General features: G+C 31.3%; 16 protein-coding genes and 1 tRNA gene. 6 read left to right on the forward strand and 11 right to left on the reverse strand.

The window, feature by feature from the left end:
• Both uppP and ACMC9J_RS04405 read right to left on the reverse strand, forming a co-directional pair.
• Entirely contained in the window at positions 1–834 is an 834-nt protein-coding gene (gene uppP / locus ACMC9J_RS04400; protein WP_019265723.1) for an undecaprenyl-diphosphatase UppP, read from the reverse strand.
• A gap of 12 nt (positions 835–846) precedes the next feature.
• Complete coding sequence (locus tag ACMC9J_RS04405; protein ID WP_019265091.1) at positions 847–1,770, reverse strand: branched-chain amino acid transaminase; 924 nt, start codon at positions 1,768–1,770, stop codon at positions 847–849.
• A 153-nt stretch (positions 1,771–1,923) separates the two neighbouring features.
• On the opposite strand from ACMC9J_RS04405, the gene ACMC9J_RS04410 reads away from it, so the two are divergent.
• The 3 genes from ACMC9J_RS04410 to ACMC9J_RS04420 all read left to right on the forward strand — a co-directional run bounded on the left by ACMC9J_RS04410 (position 1,924) and on the right by ACMC9J_RS04420 (position 4,211).
• Complete coding sequence (locus tag ACMC9J_RS04410) at positions 1,924–3,066, forward strand: M48 family metallopeptidase (protein WP_250415678.1); 1,143 nt, start codon at positions 1,924–1,926, stop codon at positions 3,064–3,066.
• Between the two features lie 60 nt (positions 3,067–3,126).
• Positions 3,127–3,198, forward strand: a tRNA-Val gene (locus ACMC9J_RS04415).
• 185 nt (positions 3,199–3,383) lie between these two features.
• Positions 3,384–4,211, forward strand: coding sequence for a F420-dependent methylenetetrahydromethanopterin dehydrogenase (locus ACMC9J_RS04420; protein ID WP_019265093.1), 828 nt, complete (start codon positions 3,384–3,386; stop codon positions 4,209–4,211).
• Between the two features lie 62 nt (positions 4,212–4,273).
• On the opposite strand, the gene ACMC9J_RS04425 is transcribed toward ACMC9J_RS04420, so the two are convergent.
• The 6 genes from ACMC9J_RS04425 to ACMC9J_RS04450 form a co-directional block, all read right to left on the reverse strand.
• Positions 4,274–4,909 (reverse strand): TMEM175 family protein, encoded by a 636-nt coding sequence (locus ACMC9J_RS04425; protein WP_427003612.1) that lies wholly within the window; start codon positions 4,907–4,909, stop codon positions 4,274–4,276.
• Positions 4,910–5,488 carry an imidazoleglycerol-phosphate dehydratase HisB gene (gene hisB / locus ACMC9J_RS04430; protein ID WP_019265095.1) on the reverse strand — a complete coding sequence of 193 codons (579 nt, stop codon included), beginning with the start codon at positions 5,486–5,488 and terminating at the stop codon, positions 4,910–4,912. It abuts the gene before it with no gap.
• A gap of 45 nt (positions 5,489–5,533) precedes the next feature.
• Positions 5,534–5,740 (reverse strand): 4Fe-4S binding protein, encoded by a 207-nt coding sequence (locus tag ACMC9J_RS04435; RefSeq protein ID WP_094516602.1) that lies wholly within the window; start codon positions 5,738–5,740, stop codon positions 5,534–5,536.
• A gap of 10 nt (positions 5,741–5,750) precedes the next feature.
• Positions 5,751–6,443, reverse strand: coding sequence for a TOBE domain-containing protein (locus tag ACMC9J_RS04440; RefSeq protein WP_019265096.1), 693 nt, complete (start codon positions 6,441–6,443; stop codon positions 5,751–5,753).
• A gap of 316 nt (positions 6,444–6,759) precedes the next feature.
• Positions 6,760–8,316 carry a flippase gene (locus ACMC9J_RS04445; protein WP_019266819.1) on the reverse strand — a complete coding sequence of 519 codons (1,557 nt, stop codon included), beginning with the start codon at positions 8,314–8,316 and terminating at the stop codon, positions 6,760–6,762.
• A gap of 91 nt (positions 8,317–8,407) precedes the next feature.
• Entirely contained in the window at positions 8,408–8,995 is a 588-nt protein-coding gene (locus tag ACMC9J_RS04450) for a flavodoxin family protein (RefSeq protein ID WP_427003613.1), read from the reverse strand.
• A gap of 125 nt (positions 8,996–9,120) precedes the next feature.
• On the opposite strand from ACMC9J_RS04450, the gene ACMC9J_RS04455 reads away from it, so the two are divergent.
• A complete protein-coding gene (locus tag ACMC9J_RS04455; protein WP_427003630.1) occupies positions 9,121–10,620 on the forward strand; it encodes an MFS transporter in 1,500 nt (499 codons plus the stop codon).
• A 39-nt stretch (positions 10,621–10,659) separates the two neighbouring features.
• A complete protein-coding gene (locus ACMC9J_RS04460; protein ID WP_304130374.1) occupies positions 10,660–11,445 on the forward strand; it encodes a phosphoserine phosphatase in 786 nt (261 codons plus the stop codon).
• Here ACMC9J_RS04460 and ACMC9J_RS04465 read toward each other — a convergent pair.
• The 3 genes from ACMC9J_RS04465 to ACMC9J_RS04475 form a co-directional block, all read right to left on the reverse strand.
• Positions 11,442–11,720, reverse strand: coding sequence for a zinc ribbon domain-containing protein (locus ACMC9J_RS04465; protein ID WP_019265103.1), 279 nt, complete (start codon positions 11,718–11,720; stop codon positions 11,442–11,444). The two genes, ACMC9J_RS04460 and ACMC9J_RS04465, sit on opposite strands and share 4 nt — an antisense overlap.
• 51 nt (positions 11,721–11,771) lie before the next feature.
• Positions 11,772–12,998, reverse strand: coding sequence for a bifunctional 5,6,7,8-tetrahydromethanopterin hydro-lyase/3-hexulose-6-phosphate synthase (locus tag ACMC9J_RS04470; protein ID WP_019265104.1), 1,227 nt, complete (start codon positions 12,996–12,998; stop codon positions 11,772–11,774).
• A 414-nt stretch (positions 12,999–13,412) separates the two neighbouring features.
• Complete coding sequence (locus ACMC9J_RS04475; protein WP_094516603.1) at positions 13,413–15,239, reverse strand: threonine--tRNA ligase; 1,827 nt, start codon at positions 15,237–15,239, stop codon at positions 13,413–13,415.
• Between the two features lie 101 nt (positions 15,240–15,340).
• Between ACMC9J_RS04475 and cfbB the strand changes: the two genes are divergently transcribed.
• Entirely contained in the window at positions 15,341–16,696 is a 1,356-nt protein-coding gene (gene cfbB, locus ACMC9J_RS04480; protein WP_019265106.1) for a Ni-sirohydrochlorin a,c-diamide synthase, read from the forward strand.
• The last annotated feature ends 1 nt before the right edge of the window (position 16,697 follow it).

Consider the following 16,697-nt stretch of genomic DNA (forward strand, 5'->3'; position numbering starts at 1 on the left):
TTAGAATAAATGGGTTATTGAACCCATAAATACTATTATTCCTACAATCCAACAGTAATATGCAAAAATATCCAAACTTCTTTTTTGAATTAATTCAAGTAACCATTTAATAGCCAAATAACCGGATATTAATGCTGCTAAAAATCCTAATAAAACAGCTAAAGCATTGAAATCAGTAATTGTTCCAATATCCTTAAGTTGGACTATAAATGCTCCTAAAATAGCCGGAATAGATAATATAAAACTGAATTTAGCAGCAAATTCTTTATCCAATCCAATTACAAGACCTGCAGCTATTGTAGTACCTGAACGTGAAAGACCAGGTAATATAGCACATGCCTGACCTAATCCCATAAATATTGATTCTTTAAGTGAAAGATTTGATAAATCAACCTCTCCGGAATTCATTCTTTGAGACAAGTAAAGAATAGTACCGGTTACAAATAGGAAAAATGCCGGAACATACAATGCACCTGCAAACAATGACTCTACCTGACTTTCAAATAATACTCCAACTAAACCTACAGGAATAGTAGCTATAATTACATACCAGACCAATCTTTTATAAGGATCAGAGTAAAATCCCTCCTTAAATCTGTGTTGAATAATATCTCCAATACTTAATAAGAATGCCTGAATCATTCTGATAATATCTGCACGGAAGAACCATAATACAGCTATTAAACTTCCTAAATGAAGAAAAACATCAAAAGCAAGAGAAGATTCTACCCCTAATGCATTTTGAGCAAAGATTAAATGAGCTGAACTACTTACAGGTAAAAATTCAGTTAATCCCTGAACAATACCAATAATAATTGCCTGAATTATATCCATTTCCCACACCATTTAAATATAATCCAACCAGCCAAATTTATCATCCTTTTTACCTTCAACAATGTCAAAGAAAGTTTTTTGTAATTTTTCTGAAATTGGACCTCTTTTACCCGCACCAATGATTTTATGATCAATTGAACGAATAGGAGTAACTTCAGCAGCAGTTCCACTGAAAAATACTTCATCAGCAAAGTATAATCTTTCTCTTGAAATTCCTTCTTCAACAACTTCATATCCTAAATCATTAGCTAGCTGTTTGATAGATTCTCTTGTAATTCCTTTAAGATTGGAAGAATCCATTGAAGGAGTGTATAATACACCATCTTCTACAATGAAAATGTTTTCTCCACTACCTTCAGAAACATGGCCTTCATAATCAAGCATAATAGCCTCATCATAACCATGTTCAATAGCTTCCAATTTAGCCAATTGGGAATTCATATAATTAGCACCGCATTTAGCTAATGTTGGAAAAGTATCTGGAGCTGGTTTTCTCCAGGAGGAAACTCCGACATTTACACCATTAGCCATTCCTTCTTCACCTAAATATGATCCCCATTCCCAAGCAGCTATTACACTATTAACAGGACAGGTTAATGGATTTACTCCTAACTGACCATACCCTCTAAATACAACAGGACGTATGTAACAGGAAGCTAACTCATTGATTTTAACAGTATCCCTAATTGCCTGTGCAATTTCCTCCTGAGTATAAGGAATATCAATTTTATAAACTTTTGCAGAATTAAATAAACGTTTTACATGTTCATTTAAACGAAAGATACATGTGCCTTTTTTATTATCATATGCCCTAATACCTTCAAAAACACTTGTACCATAATGGACTACATGTGAAAGTGCATGAATTTTTGCATCTTTCCAATCAACCATATTTCCGTCCATCCATATTTTGCTAGCAGAATCATCCCATGCCATTTATATCACTTTTAATTAATAATTTATTAATATATAATATGGTTTTATTTTTATTTATAAGTTACTTTTAGATATAGGCTACTTTTATACACAAAGTAAACCCATGATTTTATAAAGTATAAAAAATAAAGTAATAACAAATATGGTGGTAAAATGAGTAAAGATGATAGAAGTGGCCTTAACCCATTTACTGGAAAATCACATTATGACAATGTAGATGATGATAAATTTTTAGATGAATATTATAATCACTATTACGATATGATAAACAAGTATGAAATATTAGACCAAACACAACAAGGCCAATTAATCTTAAAAGTTACTTCAAATTTAATAAATGCTGTTGAAAAATATTTAGCTAAAATCGGTAGGTCAGATTATACTGCAGACTATTATGACTGGGAAGTCCATTTAGTTGAAGATGACACAGTAAATGCAATGTGTATACCTGGAGGAAAAATCATTGTACTTTCAGGAATTTTGCCAATAGCAAATACTGAAGAAAAAATAGCATTTATTTTAGGTCATGAAATTGCCCATGCTCTTTTAGACCACTCCAGAACCGAATCCAGTATCAGAAATACAAAAAATACAATAACAACCATTTCCAGAATCGGAAGCATCGGACTTATTCTTTTAGGTCAGGAAGAGCTGGGACTTGCTGCAGGTGCAATTACAAATATTGCAGATATCGGATCTGAACTTTTTTTAATACAGCCATTTGGAAGGTCTCAAGAAATAGAAGCTGATAAACTTGGAATGATGATAATTCACTGGGCAGGTTATGACATAAGTGAAATTCCGGCATTCTGGCAGTCCATGAGTGAAGAAAATGCCAATGATTTTGATTTCTTTTCTACCCACCCCTCTGATGATAAAAGAATTGCTGCAATGAATGAAATGATATTTGAAATAGAAAACCGAACAGACTTTTATAGTCAGCCAGTTTTATCCGACAGCACATCAACAAGTTCAAATATGCTTGAAAAAGTACCTACATTAGGTACCGCAAGTGCTGAAGTATCAGGAATAAGTGCAGCTAAAAATAAGCATTCTGCCAATACCTGCAAATATTGTGGAAATACTATAAAAGCAGATGATATATTCTGTACCAACTGTGGAAACAAATTAAAATATGAATTAACTTGTAATAAGTGCGGACATCAGGTAAATGATGATGATGCATTTTGCACCAACTGCGGAAACAAATTAAAACATGAATTGAAATGCAGCAATTGCGGAAGTGCAATAAAAGAAGATGATGTTTTTTGTTTCAATTGTGGAAATAAAATATAAATTCCTTAAAAAAACCAAAAGCTTTATATATTATAACATCAATAAATAAGGATGTGCTATGGTTCCGTGGTCTAGTGGTATGATACCTCCCTTACAAGGAGGGGATCACGAGTTCGAATCTCGTCGGAACCACTTCCCAACTATTTTTAAAAATTTAACTATTATTTTATGAATATTTTATCATTTTCTAACTACTTTTTCTAAAATTTTTGAACAAAATATAAAAAATATTCAAATTAATTAATCAGAGCTAAATCAAAAGATTAATAAATATACAATTCTATAAACAATTGTATAGAAATAATAGGTGAATTAAAATGGTTGTAAAAATAGGTATTATAAAAAGTGGAAATATTGGAACCTCTCCAGTATTAGACCTTCTTTTAGATGAAAGAGCAGACAGACCAAATATTGATGTAAGAGTATTTGGATCTGGAGCAAAAATGAATCCTGAACAAGTTGAAGATGTTGTACCAAAAGTTGATCAATTTGACCCAGATTTCTGTATCTTCATTAGCCCAAACCCAGGAGCACCAGGACCAGCTAAAGCAAGAGAAATGTTATCTGAAAAAGACATTCCAGCTATTATCATTGGTGATGCACCAGGTAAAGGTAAAAAAGATGAAATGGATGAACAAGGATTAGGTTACATTATTGTAATGTCTGACCCTATGATTGGTGCAAAAAGAGAATGGTTAGACCCAACTGAAATGGCTATTTTCAATGCAGATATTCTCAAAGTGCTTGCAGAAACCGGAGCTTTAAGATTAGTTCAAAACACAATTGACGGTGTAATTGACGGAGCTGCAGCAGGAAATATCGAATTGCCTAAACTTATAATTACTGCTGAAAAAGCTGTTGAAGCAGCAGGATTTGAAAACCCATATGCAAAAGCAAAAGCTATTGCAGCATATGAAATGGCTGGAGCTGTTGCAAACTTAGATATGAAAGGATGTTTCATGACCAAAGGTTTCGAAAACTTCATCCCATTAGTAGCAGCGGCACACGAAATGGCAGCATCTGCAGCAGCATTAGCTGATGAAGCTAGAGAAATTGAAAAAGGTAACGATTCTGTTTTAAGAACCCCTCACATGAAAGAGGGAAACACTGGTTGCAAAACAGATTTAATCAGCAAACCAGAATAAATATAAAATTAAAAGTAGCTTTTTAGCTACTTACATTATCTTTTTTTATACATCTAAAAAAATTAACTCTTTATAAATCTTTTAGCTATTTTTTTTATCACTGCTGCAAAAAGCACAACAACATAAACATACATTCCTGCTAAAGGATTAAACAGTGCCAATATTAATGATATCAAAGCCAATATTGGAGGAATACTTAATCCAATAATCATTATCCTTTTATGAGGTTCTATAAACTTATAAATCCGTTCTTTAACTAAATTTTCTTTAAATAAATAAATATATAAAATTAAATAAAGTAATCCCACTAATAAGATAATTAAACTAAAAACAATTACACTTTGACTGTATTGATAAAAAGACAATACAAAAGAAGTTGAAAAGGGTATTAAAACCACTAATGCCAAAATAGCTAAATTTATTGTAAGAATAGTATTATCCACTTTTTTATACATTGGAATAGCATTAGTAGATGCCCAAAAATTTGAAAGTATAATGAAACTAACAAAATACAAAGATAACTGAGGTAACAAATTATTAAGCACATAAATATTTAATTGAGAAGAAGAATGTATTGAATTAACTGATGGAACAACAATCTCCAAAGCAAGTAAAGTTAAAGCTACAGCATAAACTCCATCAGTTATTGCACTTAAACGATCATGAGATGCACGTTGAGAAAAGTCTTCACCTGCCAATTATAAAACACCTTTTGTACTTGGAATTTCATCATGTTCTATTTTTATTGCTTCTTTTAATGCTTTAGCAAAAGCTTTAAAAACTGCTTCTGCTTGATGATGGTCATTTGCTCCTTTTGAAACACCATAAATATTTAATTTAGCTGAAGATGCAAAAGACTCGAAAAAATGAATAACAATTTCAGAAGTCATGTCCCCAATTTTTTCATTAGTAAAGTCAAATTCCATATTACAATAGCTGCGTCCTCCAATATCAACAGCTACTTTAGCTACTGATTCATCCATAGGCACTGTAGCATCAGCCATTCTTTTAATGCCTCTTTTATCTCCAATAGCTTGATTGAAAGCTTCCCCCAACAATATACCAACATCTTCAATAGTATGATGATCATCAATTTCAATGTCTCCTTTTGCATCAACAATCAGATCAATCATTGAATGCTTTGAAAATGCTTCCAGCATATGATTAAAAAAATTCACACCAGTTGAAATATCATATTTACCTTTTCCGTCAAGATCCATTTTTATTTTTATATCTGTTTCAGATGTAGTTCTTGAAACATTTGATTTTCTATCCATAGCTATTCCTCAAACTATTGTTAAATTAAAAGAAGAGCAAATAATTCACTCTTCCGGAGCATTGCGTATAATTTTAATGCAATCTTCAGGGCATGCCATTGCACATATAGTACAAACATGACAATATCTTAAATCCAATACATGTGCAACAGTATTTATTTTCCATATTTTGCCTGCTTTTGGACAAATATCATAACAGGATCCGCACCCTGTACACTTACTTTCATCAACCTCAATTTTTAAAATAAGAATTCCCCCAAAATTATAACTTTAAAGTAGCAACAGACATGGCTTTAAATCCAATATACACTTCTTTACCAATTGTAAGATTTAAATCTTTTTCTGCAGACAGAGTTATGTCAGAATATAAACCAAGCCCACCAACATCTATCTTTACACGAATAACCTCTTTTTCCAGTTTCATTTCAATGATTTTTCCTTTAATAATATTACGGATACTGGAAGTTTGAGGCTCCAGCATAACAAAAATATTATCATAGCTGATTAATGCCAGTAATTTATCTCCCACTTTATAATTTCTGTTTAATGGAGTGTTAATCTCAAACTGGTTCATTTTAATAGTCATGATTCCTTTAGATTCATCAACATTTAAAACTTCAGATTCAATTTCATTAACATCCTTATGTAATTCCATAATAGCATTGATTTTCTTACATTCTTTTAAAATTGAATAACCTTCATCAGTAAGGGTAGTTCCCCCACCCCCACCTTTTCCACCTTTAGTTGTATTAACAATTTTAACATTAAGTGCAGATTCTATTTTATCAATATAATTCAATGCAGTTCTATAAGAAACCTTAATTGATTTAGCTGATTCAGTCATTGACTCAGTATTAAGGATGCTTTCAAGCAACTGATATTTTTTACTGTCCAATAAGAACGAATTCCCATCAACATTAATCTTATACTCAACACCTGCCTTCACATCGGTCATAAAATTCCTCCAAAATATAATATAGAATTAATATGATTTTTATAATTAAATAATGTTTCGATGAAAAATATTAAAAATATAAATAAATACTTATAAAAAATCATTAAATAATCAAACAGAGTTATTTTAAAAAGTAATATTTATTAATTATCGATATTTTTCAATGTATCTTTAAATATGTGCTGAATAAATTAAAATAATAAAAATAAAAATAAAATAATCTTAATAATCAAATATAAAACTTAAAATATTATTTTTTAGCTATTTTAAGAAATATCAATAAATAAAAGAAAAATTAAAAAAATATAATCGTGCCTTATCTGAATTCGATTTTTTCGACCAAGTCTAACATTTTGTTCATAATTTTAGATAAAGGTCCGAATTTAGATGATAATGCTCTTAAACTAATAATATCCTCCTGAGTAAAGAATTTTACAAGTATTAATGCAAAGAAGTACACAATAATACAGACAATAATTCCTACAAATAACCAGGAAGTTGTTTTAGGCATAATATATGCAACAACACCCATTATCATTGAAGCAGCTAATATTTTAACTACTGAAACTTTAGGAGCTTTAACTTTAGTTAATTTAAATACCATATAAAGTATAGGCACCATCATTGCAAAACAGGCTATTGAAGTAGCTGCAGCACCTCCGGCAATACCTAATGTAGGAACCATGACCCAATTTAAAATAGCTGTTAAAATAGATCCAAATATTAATATATACATAGGAATCCTTGGATTTCCAATTCCCTGAACAATACTTGTTGAAATTGAAAACAATGAGTAAAATGTCATACCAACAGACAAAATAGCTAATGCAGATGCCCCTGCAACATAAGCAGGATTAGTGAAATAAAGCAATCTTAAAATAGGTGCTGCAAAACAAGCTAATCCTATACACATTGGAACAACAAACAGTAAAGAAAACTTATATGCTTCAGAAACATATTTTTCTAGTGCTACCTTATTTCCAGATTTAAATGCTTCAGAAGAAGCCGGCAAAATTGTTGTAGCTATTGAAATAGAAATCATCAACGGCAATCTGGATATAGGATCCGCAGCTGCGAAAAATCCAACAGCTTCCAAAGTTAAAAATTTACCCATAACCATAGTACAGATATTATAAATAAGCATTTCAGCAATAGCAGTAATAATTACCGGAATTGAGAATTTAACTAAAGTAGTGGCTAAATCTAATTCATCTCTCCAGGTAAATTTAAAATCCACACTAGCTGGAGGAATATATTTGGCCATATGATATTTAAATATATATACTGCAGAAACAGCTGCTGCTGCAAAACCTATTACAGTACCCCATAATGCACCAGTAACAGAAAATCCAATTAAAACAAATGCTGTTGCAAACAAAATCATTCCCAACTGCTCTACAGCACGGGTATATACAATATACTCCATTTTATATACTCCCTGAAATGCTCCTCTAAAAGCACCGACAATAACACTAAAAGGAGTAATAAGACCTACAATTTGCAAAGGAACAAGTGTTTCAGGCTTTCCCAAATAATTGTAAGCAAGCCATGGAGCAACAACGAAAACCATAATCACTCCAAAGAATATTCCCAGAAATACCATGATTTTTAAAGCTACATAAATCGTTTTACGAGCCATGTCATGTTCATTTACAATTTCATATTCTGCAACATACTTAGCTATTGCAGGAGGAAGCCCCCCAGCAGACAATGTTTGGAATATTCCCTGAAATGGCAAAGTAGTAGCTAAAATACCCCAGCTAGTTGGGCCTAAAAGAGCAGCCATTAAAAAACGGTACAGATATCCCCCAATACGGAAGATAATATTACCTATAAAAATAATAAAGCTACCTCTAACTAACTTACTCGCCATAACATAACCTAATAAAAAAAATTTGATTAAATTAAAAAAACTATACTAATATAAATTAATTTTACTATATAAATATACTCATTGCAATAACTTAATCAATGTATTTTTTTAAAAATTTTTCAAATTCCACTAATGTTCTGTTTAATGATTCAAATCCGTAATCATCTTTTTTTATATCTTCAAGAGAATCCCTAGACCAGAAAGAAGCTCCTAAATTAGATCCGAAAGGACCTCCACTTACCGGAATTATTCCATGTATCATGAAATAAGTTATATTTTTTAAATGGGCAAAATCCTGACCGCCAGTTCTGTCTCCGCCAACAGCTATGCTCATTCCAATTTTACCTCTTAAAATATTATAATCAACAGCTTCCAGAGCACGTGTTCTGTCCATAATAGCTGACAGATTACTGCTTATGCCTCCGCTTTGAACCGGAGTAGCCAGTATCAGTCCGTCACATTGCTGAAGTTTTTCATATATCTCCAGCATATCATCATGATTAATACATTTTTTGTGTTCCAAACAATAATCACAATGCATACAAGGTCCAATATTCTTTCCAGAACAACTAAACAGATATGTTTCAAATCCATTGTCCTCTAATTTATTTAATGCTTCCTTCAAAACATAATATGTTGTACTGTTTCTAGGGCTTCCGCAAATACCAAAAACTTTCATTTAATCAGCCTCAGCTAAATGTTTATAATTAAATACTTTAAATAGTTTAAACAAATTGAAAAATAATTAAATTAAATTTGGTGAGAAATATTACAAAAGATAAAACAACATGGCTCCCACTTATACTGGTGGCATTAGCTTCATTTATAATAACTCTGGACTCGACTTTCATGAATGTAAGTATTTCACAGCTGGTTATAGACCTGAATACTTCATTAAGCACAATACAATTAATTATCTGTTTTTATACTTTAATTACCGCTTCACTGATGCTTGTTGGATCTAAATTACAAGACATCGTTGGAAAAAAGAAAATATTTTTAGCAGGTGCGCTAATTTATGGAATCGGTGCATTAATCGCATCTGTAAGTCAAAATGCAATTACTTTATTTATTGGATGGTCTCTGCTTGAGGGATTAGGGGGAGCATTAATGACTCCTGCTACAATCTCCATTATCAGCGGAACATACAAAGATGACAAACGTACCTTTGCCCTTGCAATCAGCAGTGCAATTGCAGGAATAGCTGCAGCTATAGGACCATTATTTGGAGGAGTTGTAACTACATTTTTGAGCTGGAGAGTTGGATTCGTACTTGAACTGTTAATAGTTGTGTTCATATTTTTATTCTCATATAAAATTAAAAACTTTAAACCTCACCTCAATAAAAGTGATTTTGACATAATTGGAGCTATTTTATGTGTAAGCGGATTGATAAGCCTTGTTTTAGGAATATTATGTTTAAAACACCACCACCTAACAACACTGATTTTAATTTCATTGTCAGTTATTTTACTTGTAGCCTTTGGAATATTCGAAAATAAACAAAAGAAAAAAGGAAAAATACCTTTAGTAGATATCAGTTTACTTAAAAACCATAATTTAAAAACAGGAATGGGAATACGTTTAATAACTAATTTATCATTAGGAGGAGCATTATTTGCAGTGTCTGTATTTTTACAAAGTGTATTGCATTTAAGCGCATTCAGAACCGGATTAACTTTACTTCCGGCTACATTTGGACTTTTAGTAACTTCCATACTTGCTCCAAAATTAGCTATGAAATTCAACCATAAAATCATAATGATTATAGGATTTATATTAGCTATCGGATCAACATTTTTACTCAAATACCAATTTGGATTAAATACTCACTTTATAGACATAGCTCCGGGATTAACTGTCTTTGGATTAGGTTTAGGATTTGTCATTTCCCTAGGTGTAGACATTTCACTTAATACTACTCCTGAAGAAAAGCAAAGTACAGCATCAGGACTTATTACAACAAGTCAGACACTAGGTTCATCAATGGGAACTGCTATAATCGGTTGTATTCTTATAATTGGAGCATTTAGCGGATTACATGATGCAGTAGATACTTATGCACCAGATTATCTAGACAGCAACAATATTACTCACCATAGTGGAAAATATCTTGAAAAATTAGGGCATGTAAACACAACAGAATTAAAACACGAACACAGCTTAACTGAAAAAATTGTAGATACCATATTAAAAGATGCAATGAAACTTGTAATGGATGTTACGGCAATCCTGCTAACAGTCGGATTATGTCTAACATTAACATTAAACGATGAGAAAATTAGAAAAAGATATAATAACTAAACTACAAAATTATAATGTTAAAATATTGAGGAATAAAATATGAAAACTGGAAAAGGTATTGTAAAAAAATATTCTAGAGAATACAACAGAACTCTTAAAAATGGTGAAAAGAAAAAATACACAACAAAACAGATACAAATCACAATACCTAAACATGATGACATATACGAAGATCAAGAAGAAGTTTTAATTATTCCTCAAAGTGAAGTTAAAGAGTTTGAAAACCTGGAAGATAAAGTTAGTGCACTTGAAATAGCCAATTATCTATACACCAACCAAATAGAAACCACTCCAAAAGTAGATGTTGAAGCATTTGAAAATGAAATTAATCTACTTAAACAAGAAAAAGAACAGTTATCAGCTACTCTTGAAAATGAATCTTCAAAATTAGAAAGTTTAAAAGACAAACATTCTAAATTAATTGAAGAAAATGAAAACATTAAAACCAAATTCGTAAATATCAAGCAGGAAACTGAAAATATTAAAACCAAATTCACAAGCATAAAAGAAGAAAATAAAAATCTTAAAGACAAATGCTCCTACATAAAAGAAGAAAACAAAAGTATTAAAGACAGCTATGAAAGAATAAGCAATAAATATACTACTTTAAAACAGGATACACTTAATACCAAAACCAGCTATGCAAATATTTTTGAAAGTAATCAAAACCTAGAAAAAGAACTTAAAAGTATGTATGATGAATACAACGAATTAGTTGATAAATATAATGAATTAGAAGAAGAAAATTACTTCCTCAAATCAAATAAAAGTCATGATGAGTATATAGCTAATAGAATTAAAGAATTTATTTTAAAAACAGACTAAAATTTATCGTCCCAATATTCTTCGGGACACCATCTTTTTAAACCTGGTATAAATCCAACAGTAATACCTGTAGCCTGGTTTTCAGGTAATCTAGGATTTTTTTCCATCATTTCTTTTGTTTTTCTTATAATCATTTCTTCAAGAGTTATATCAGGTTCTGTAAATTCCCCATTTTGAAAACAATCTTTACAATATTCATCATTTAAACTACCATCTGCGTTAGTGCCGTAATCTGCTTTTACAATTGGCCTACCACAAGAATTACAAAATCCCATATTATAATCTCCTTTTTTAAAAAAAAGTAAAATAAATTAAATCAAAAAGATTTAATTTACTTGTTCATCTTCGTCAAGTGCAAGTCTCATACTATCTGGATCTTGTGGGAAATGTGCTAAGAAGTCTTCAGCAGCCCTTCTTACATCTCTAGAACCAATAATGTATCTACCTGCAATAATAATATCTGCACCTTTTGAAGTAGCTTCTTCCACTTTATTAGGAGTGATTCCTCCAGCTACTGCAACTAAACCATCACCAATGAGTTTTTTAATGGATTTGATATTACCCCATTCAGTCATTTCACTGGTATCTTCACCTTTTTCAGCTTTGTAAGTTTCTAAATCCACATTTCTGTGTAATAAAACTATATCAGGTTTTAAATCATCTGGAAGAGCAGATAATTTTTCTTCAAAGTCAGATACATTCATCATATCAAGAATTGAGTAAATACCTTGTTTTTGAGTTTCATGAATAGCTTTCTTAATAGATTCAATAGTTCCAAGACCAGAAATAGCTACTGCATCTGCTGTTTCATCTGCAGCCATTTTTATTTCTACCCTACCAACATCTAAAGTTTTTAAGTCAGCTATAATAAATGCACTTGGACGTAATTCTCTAATTTTTCCAACAACACCAACACCGAATTTTTTAACAAGTGGAGTTCCAGCTTCAATAAGAACTCTTTCTTTGTCCGGTAAATCATTAATGATTCTTTCCATAGCATCTAAGTTGTCTAAATCAAGTGCAACTTGTAAATATGGTGGAGACCAAAGTTTCTGTACTCTGAAGCCCATAATTGGGTGAGTTCCACGGTCTTTTTCTGCAAGTACTTTGTCAATAGATGGATAACCTTCCATAGCTCTTCTAATAGCTAATTTAGTTGCTCCATAGTTGTACTGATATATTTTCCTATAATTTTTTGCAGCAGGGTCAATGAATACACTTACATTAATTACGATATCTTCAACAATATCTTTTGGAATGTATCCTTCTTCTACTGCATCAGCTACTGCTCTACCGACAGCAGTTTGTGCAGGTCCGAATACTTTAGCAGCATCATCTAAATCTCCAACAGTAACTTTAGGAATAATTAAAGTTGCTGGTTTAGTCATTAAGTTTGGTCTAATTACAGTGGTTAATGGAGTGTGGCCAACAGATAAATTTGATAATCCATTTGCAAAAGCTTGACCTACAGGCCCTTCTTTTTCACCGATTATTAAATCAATATGAGCTAACTCGTTTCCATCACCAATGAGAGCTTCTCCTATATTGTACATTAAATAGTTCCTCCGTATATTATATACAGTATATAATTATATTTTTTTAATTAAATAAAGCTAACTACTAAAAAACAGATTATTGATAATATTGATTTAAAAGTGTAAATTTTGATTTAAAATACAATAATAACATTATAACATATAATTAAAGCTTAAAAAAAGATAAAAAATATATACAAGTCTTTACAGAGTATAATCTGGAATATGTGATTAAAACATATTTCAAAAACTTAGTCGTGAATGTATTATCAAACCTCCATATATTCAAAACACATCACTTAAATAAACAGATATGTGGATTTTATCCCCCCACATATCTATAAAATATATTTTAATTAGTTTACACTAAAAAAAGAGATTAAAAGAATTATTTTCAAAAAAAGAAGATTAAAAACCTTCAAAAAAGAAGGTTTATTGGAAATTAATCCTTGTTGAGATATCTTTTGGTAAAGGTAGACCTCTGTAAGGCATTCCTTTAGTTTTATCAAGGACCTCATTAATTAACTCATCAACAGTCATGTCAACTTTTTCACCGGTTTCACGAACTGTTACAGAAAATACACCAGATTCTTTTTCATTGTCTCCAACAACAAATATGTAAGGAATCCATTCAGTAGCTGCATTCCTTATTTTTTTACCGACACTTTCATCTCTGTCATCTACATCAACACGAATATTTTCAGCATTGATTTTATCATATAATTCATTAGCAAAGTCTTTGTGATCTTCACCAACAGTTATGATTCTTACTTCAATCGGACTTAACCAGGTAGGTAACATTGGAGCTTTTTCATCTATTTCAATAGCTGTTTTTTCAAGTAAACTGCAGATAACCCTTTCTATACTTCCAGTTGGACTGCAGTGAAGAATAGTTGGATAATGTTCTTTTCCATCTTCTCCAAGATAGGTAATGTCAAATCTTTTACCACTTTCAACATCTATCTGAACTGTCGGATTTTCAATTGGCCTTCCCAGGTAGTCAATAGCTGCAAAGTCAATTTTACAGGACCAGTAATGTTTTCTTTCAGGTAAAATTTCAAGTAAAACAGGTTTACCTATTTTTTTACCAATACTGTACATCCAATCTTTATTTTCATCATAGAAGTCTTTAGTAGCTCTGAAAATTATTTCATAATTAACATCTAAATCCAAACCAGTCTGAATACACATATCTGTTTGTTTTGAGAATTCTTCTAAGGTACTGCCCATATCAGCACAGAAACTATGGAAATCCGGCATGGTAAATGCCCTTAATCTTTTAAGACCTACAACTTCTCCTTTTTTCTCAAAACGGAAACTGTAAGTAGATAATTCATAGAGTTTTGCTGGTAAATTTTTCCATGTAATAAATGGGTCAGCCATTACTCTAAATGCACCAAAACAGCATGCAAATCTAAGCATTAAGTTTTTCTTAGTGTCTGTTCTGTATTGTCTTTCTCCAAATTTAGCTGCATGAACATTAATAGCTTCATTATCCAAATCATAGAAAATTGGAGTTTCAATAGGCATTGCCCCTTGGTCTACAACTAAATTATAAACATAATCAGCAAGTAAATCACGAACTAAACGTCCTTTTGGGAACCATTTAAGGTTTCCTACATCAGATGCACTTTCATAGTCACATAACTCTTTTTCTCTCATTAATTTAACATGAGGAGGTTCACCTGCATCAGATGCTCCAGTACCAAGTTCATAGCTAACAAGTTTTTCTAACTGATCATTTTCAAATTTAAAATCATCAATATCAATGAGTTTATCTCCGTCAAGAATAGACCAGGAAGAAGGTTTTTTCTCTACTTCCTCTTCGTCTTCCTCTTCAGCAGTAATAGTTCTTGAAAGTTCACTTAACGGATGTCCTTTACAGGAGATTTCAAATGCTTTATACCATCCGAAGGGTACTCTTTTAACATTTAATCCTTCGCCAATCAAAGCTTCTTCAGCATCTTTCAATACTTGAACAGCTACTTTTGGAGAGCTTAAAGAAGAAGATAAATGAGCATATGGATATAAAACTATATTTTCTGCTTTAACTTGATCATTAGTTTTAATAACTTCTTTAACTAAGTTTTTAACAATTCCTTGTGGGTTATTTTCGTCGTCTTTTTCAACAGCTGTAAATACAACTAAAGATTCATCAAATGCTCCTTGTTTTTTAGCATCTTCGATTTCTTCAGCTACAGGTGTTTTATTTTTTACATTGTAATTTAAATAATCAGAATGAATAAGTAGTATTCTCATTTAACCACCATAAATATATTAATTTAAATTATATTGATTATATTATTTAAAACATGTTATGCGATAAATAATTATACAACAACAATCCATAAAATAATATTATGAGAATTATATTAGCAGGAACCGGTAGTGCAGTTGGAAAAACAACAATAGCTACTGGAATTATGAAAGCATTAAGCGAAGAATACAATGTTCAGCCCTTTAAAGTAGGGCCAGACTACATTGATCCGACTTACCACACATTAGCTACTGAAAATACCTCAAGAAATCTTGATTCATTTTTTATGAAAGAAGGCCAGGTAAGAGATGCTTTCTTAAAAGCTATGGAAAAAAAAGATATTGCAATTATTGAAGGAGTCCGTGGACTTTATGAAGGTATTGATTCCATAAATGATATTGGAAGTACTGCATCAATAGCTAAATCTTTAAATGCTCCTGTTATTTTAATTATTAATTCCAGAAGTTTAGTGAAAAGTGCTGCTGCTTTAGTTTTAGGATTTAAAGCTTTAGACCCAGAAATTAATATTGCTGGAGTTATATTAAATAAAGTAAAAAACAACGCCCATTACTTAAAAACTAAAAAATCCATTGAAGAAATTACAGGCGTTGAAGTAATTGGAGGAATTATCCGTGATGATTCAATATCCATTGAACAGAGACATTTAGGATTAGTTCCTGCAGTTGAAAGAGATAATTCCCTGTCTTTTATTGAACTCTGGTCAGATATAATAAAAAAATCTATTGATTTAGACAGATTAGTTGAAATAGCTAAAGAAGCTCCTAAATTAACTTCACCAAGAGAAGATATTTGGAATAAACTAAATAAACAGAAAGTTAGAATCGGAGTAGCTTACGACGAAGTATTCAATTTTTATTATAAAGAAAATATTGAATCTTTAGAAGCTAATAGCTGCAAAATAGAATATTTTTCACCTCTAAAAGATGAATCATTACCTGATGTAGACGGATTATACATTGGAGGAGGATATCCTGAATTATTTTCTAAAGAGCTTTGCGAAAATACAAATCTGCTGAAACAGATAAAACAGTTCCATATGGAAAACAGACCTATTTTTGCTGAATGCGGAGGTTTGATGTACCTTATGAACTCTATTCATGAAAACAAACAGGTTGGAATTTATCCCTATAACTCCATTTTAACTGATAAAGTTCAGGCTTTAAAATATACAATAGCAGAAGTGAAGGAAGATAATATAATTTCCAAGAAAGGTGAAAAATTTAACGGACATGAATTCCACTACTCAAAAGTTTTAGTAGACTCTTCCAATATAAAACACAAATTAGCCTTTGATATTTTAAGAGGAAAAGGTTCATACAACAATCAGGATGGATTTATAGAAAAAAACACACTTGCAAGTTATGTTCATACACATGTGGCAGCTATGCCTAATTTTGGAGGGAATCTGGCAATTTCTGCAAGAGAAGTTGGAGGGTAAT

The sequence above is a fragment of the Methanobrevibacter intestini genome, from assembly GCF_047402955.1.
Classification (GTDB): Archaea; Methanobacteriota; Methanobacteria; order Methanobacteriales; family Methanobacteriaceae; genus Methanocatella; species Methanocatella intestini.

Excerpts from the sequence above, each read along its gene's own strand:
- ACMC9J_RS04465 (WP_019265103.1), bottom strand. The coding sequence starts at position 11,720 with ATGGGATTTTGTAATTCTTGTGGTAGGCCAATTGTAAAAGCAGATTAC.
- ACMC9J_RS04460 (WP_304130374.1), top strand. The coding sequence starts at position 10,660 with ATGAAAACTGGAAAAGGTATTGTAAAAAAATATTCTAGAGAATACAAC.
- uppP (WP_019265723.1), bottom strand. The coding sequence starts at position 834 with ATGGATATAATTCAGGCAATTATTATTGGTATTGTTCAGGGATTAACT.
- cfbB (WP_019265106.1), top strand. The coding sequence starts at position 15,341 with ATGAGAATTATATTAGCAGGAACCGGTAGTGCAGTTGGAAAAACAACA.
- ACMC9J_RS04470 (WP_019265104.1), bottom strand. The coding sequence starts at position 12,998 with ATGTACAATATAGGAGAAGCTCTCATTGGTGATGGAAACGAGTTAGCT.
- hisB (WP_019265095.1), bottom strand. The coding sequence starts at position 5,488 with ATGGATAGAAAATCAAATGTTTCAAGAACTACATCTGAAACAGATATA.
- ACMC9J_RS04440 (WP_019265096.1), bottom strand. The coding sequence starts at position 6,443 with ATGACCGATGTGAAGGCAGGTGTTGAGTATAAGATTAATGTTGATGGG.
- ACMC9J_RS04450 (WP_427003613.1), bottom strand. The coding sequence starts at position 8,995 with ATGAAAGTTTTTGGTATTTGCGGAAGCCCTAGAAACAGTACAACATAT.
- ACMC9J_RS04405 (WP_019265091.1), bottom strand. The coding sequence starts at position 1,770 with ATGGCATGGGATGATTCTGCTAGCAAAATATGGATGGACGGAAATATG.
- ACMC9J_RS04445 (WP_019266819.1), bottom strand. The coding sequence starts at position 8,316 with ATGGCGAGTAAGTTAGTTAGAGGTAGCTTTATTATTTTTATAGGTAAT.
- ACMC9J_RS04420 (WP_019265093.1), top strand. The coding sequence starts at position 3,384 with ATGGTTGTAAAAATAGGTATTATAAAAAGTGGAAATATTGGAACCTCT.
- ACMC9J_RS04410 (WP_250415678.1), top strand. The coding sequence starts at position 1,924 with ATGAGTAAAGATGATAGAAGTGGCCTTAACCCATTTACTGGAAAATCA.
- ACMC9J_RS04475 (WP_094516603.1), bottom strand. The coding sequence starts at position 15,239 with ATGAGAATACTACTTATTCATTCTGATTATTTAAATTACAATGTAAAA.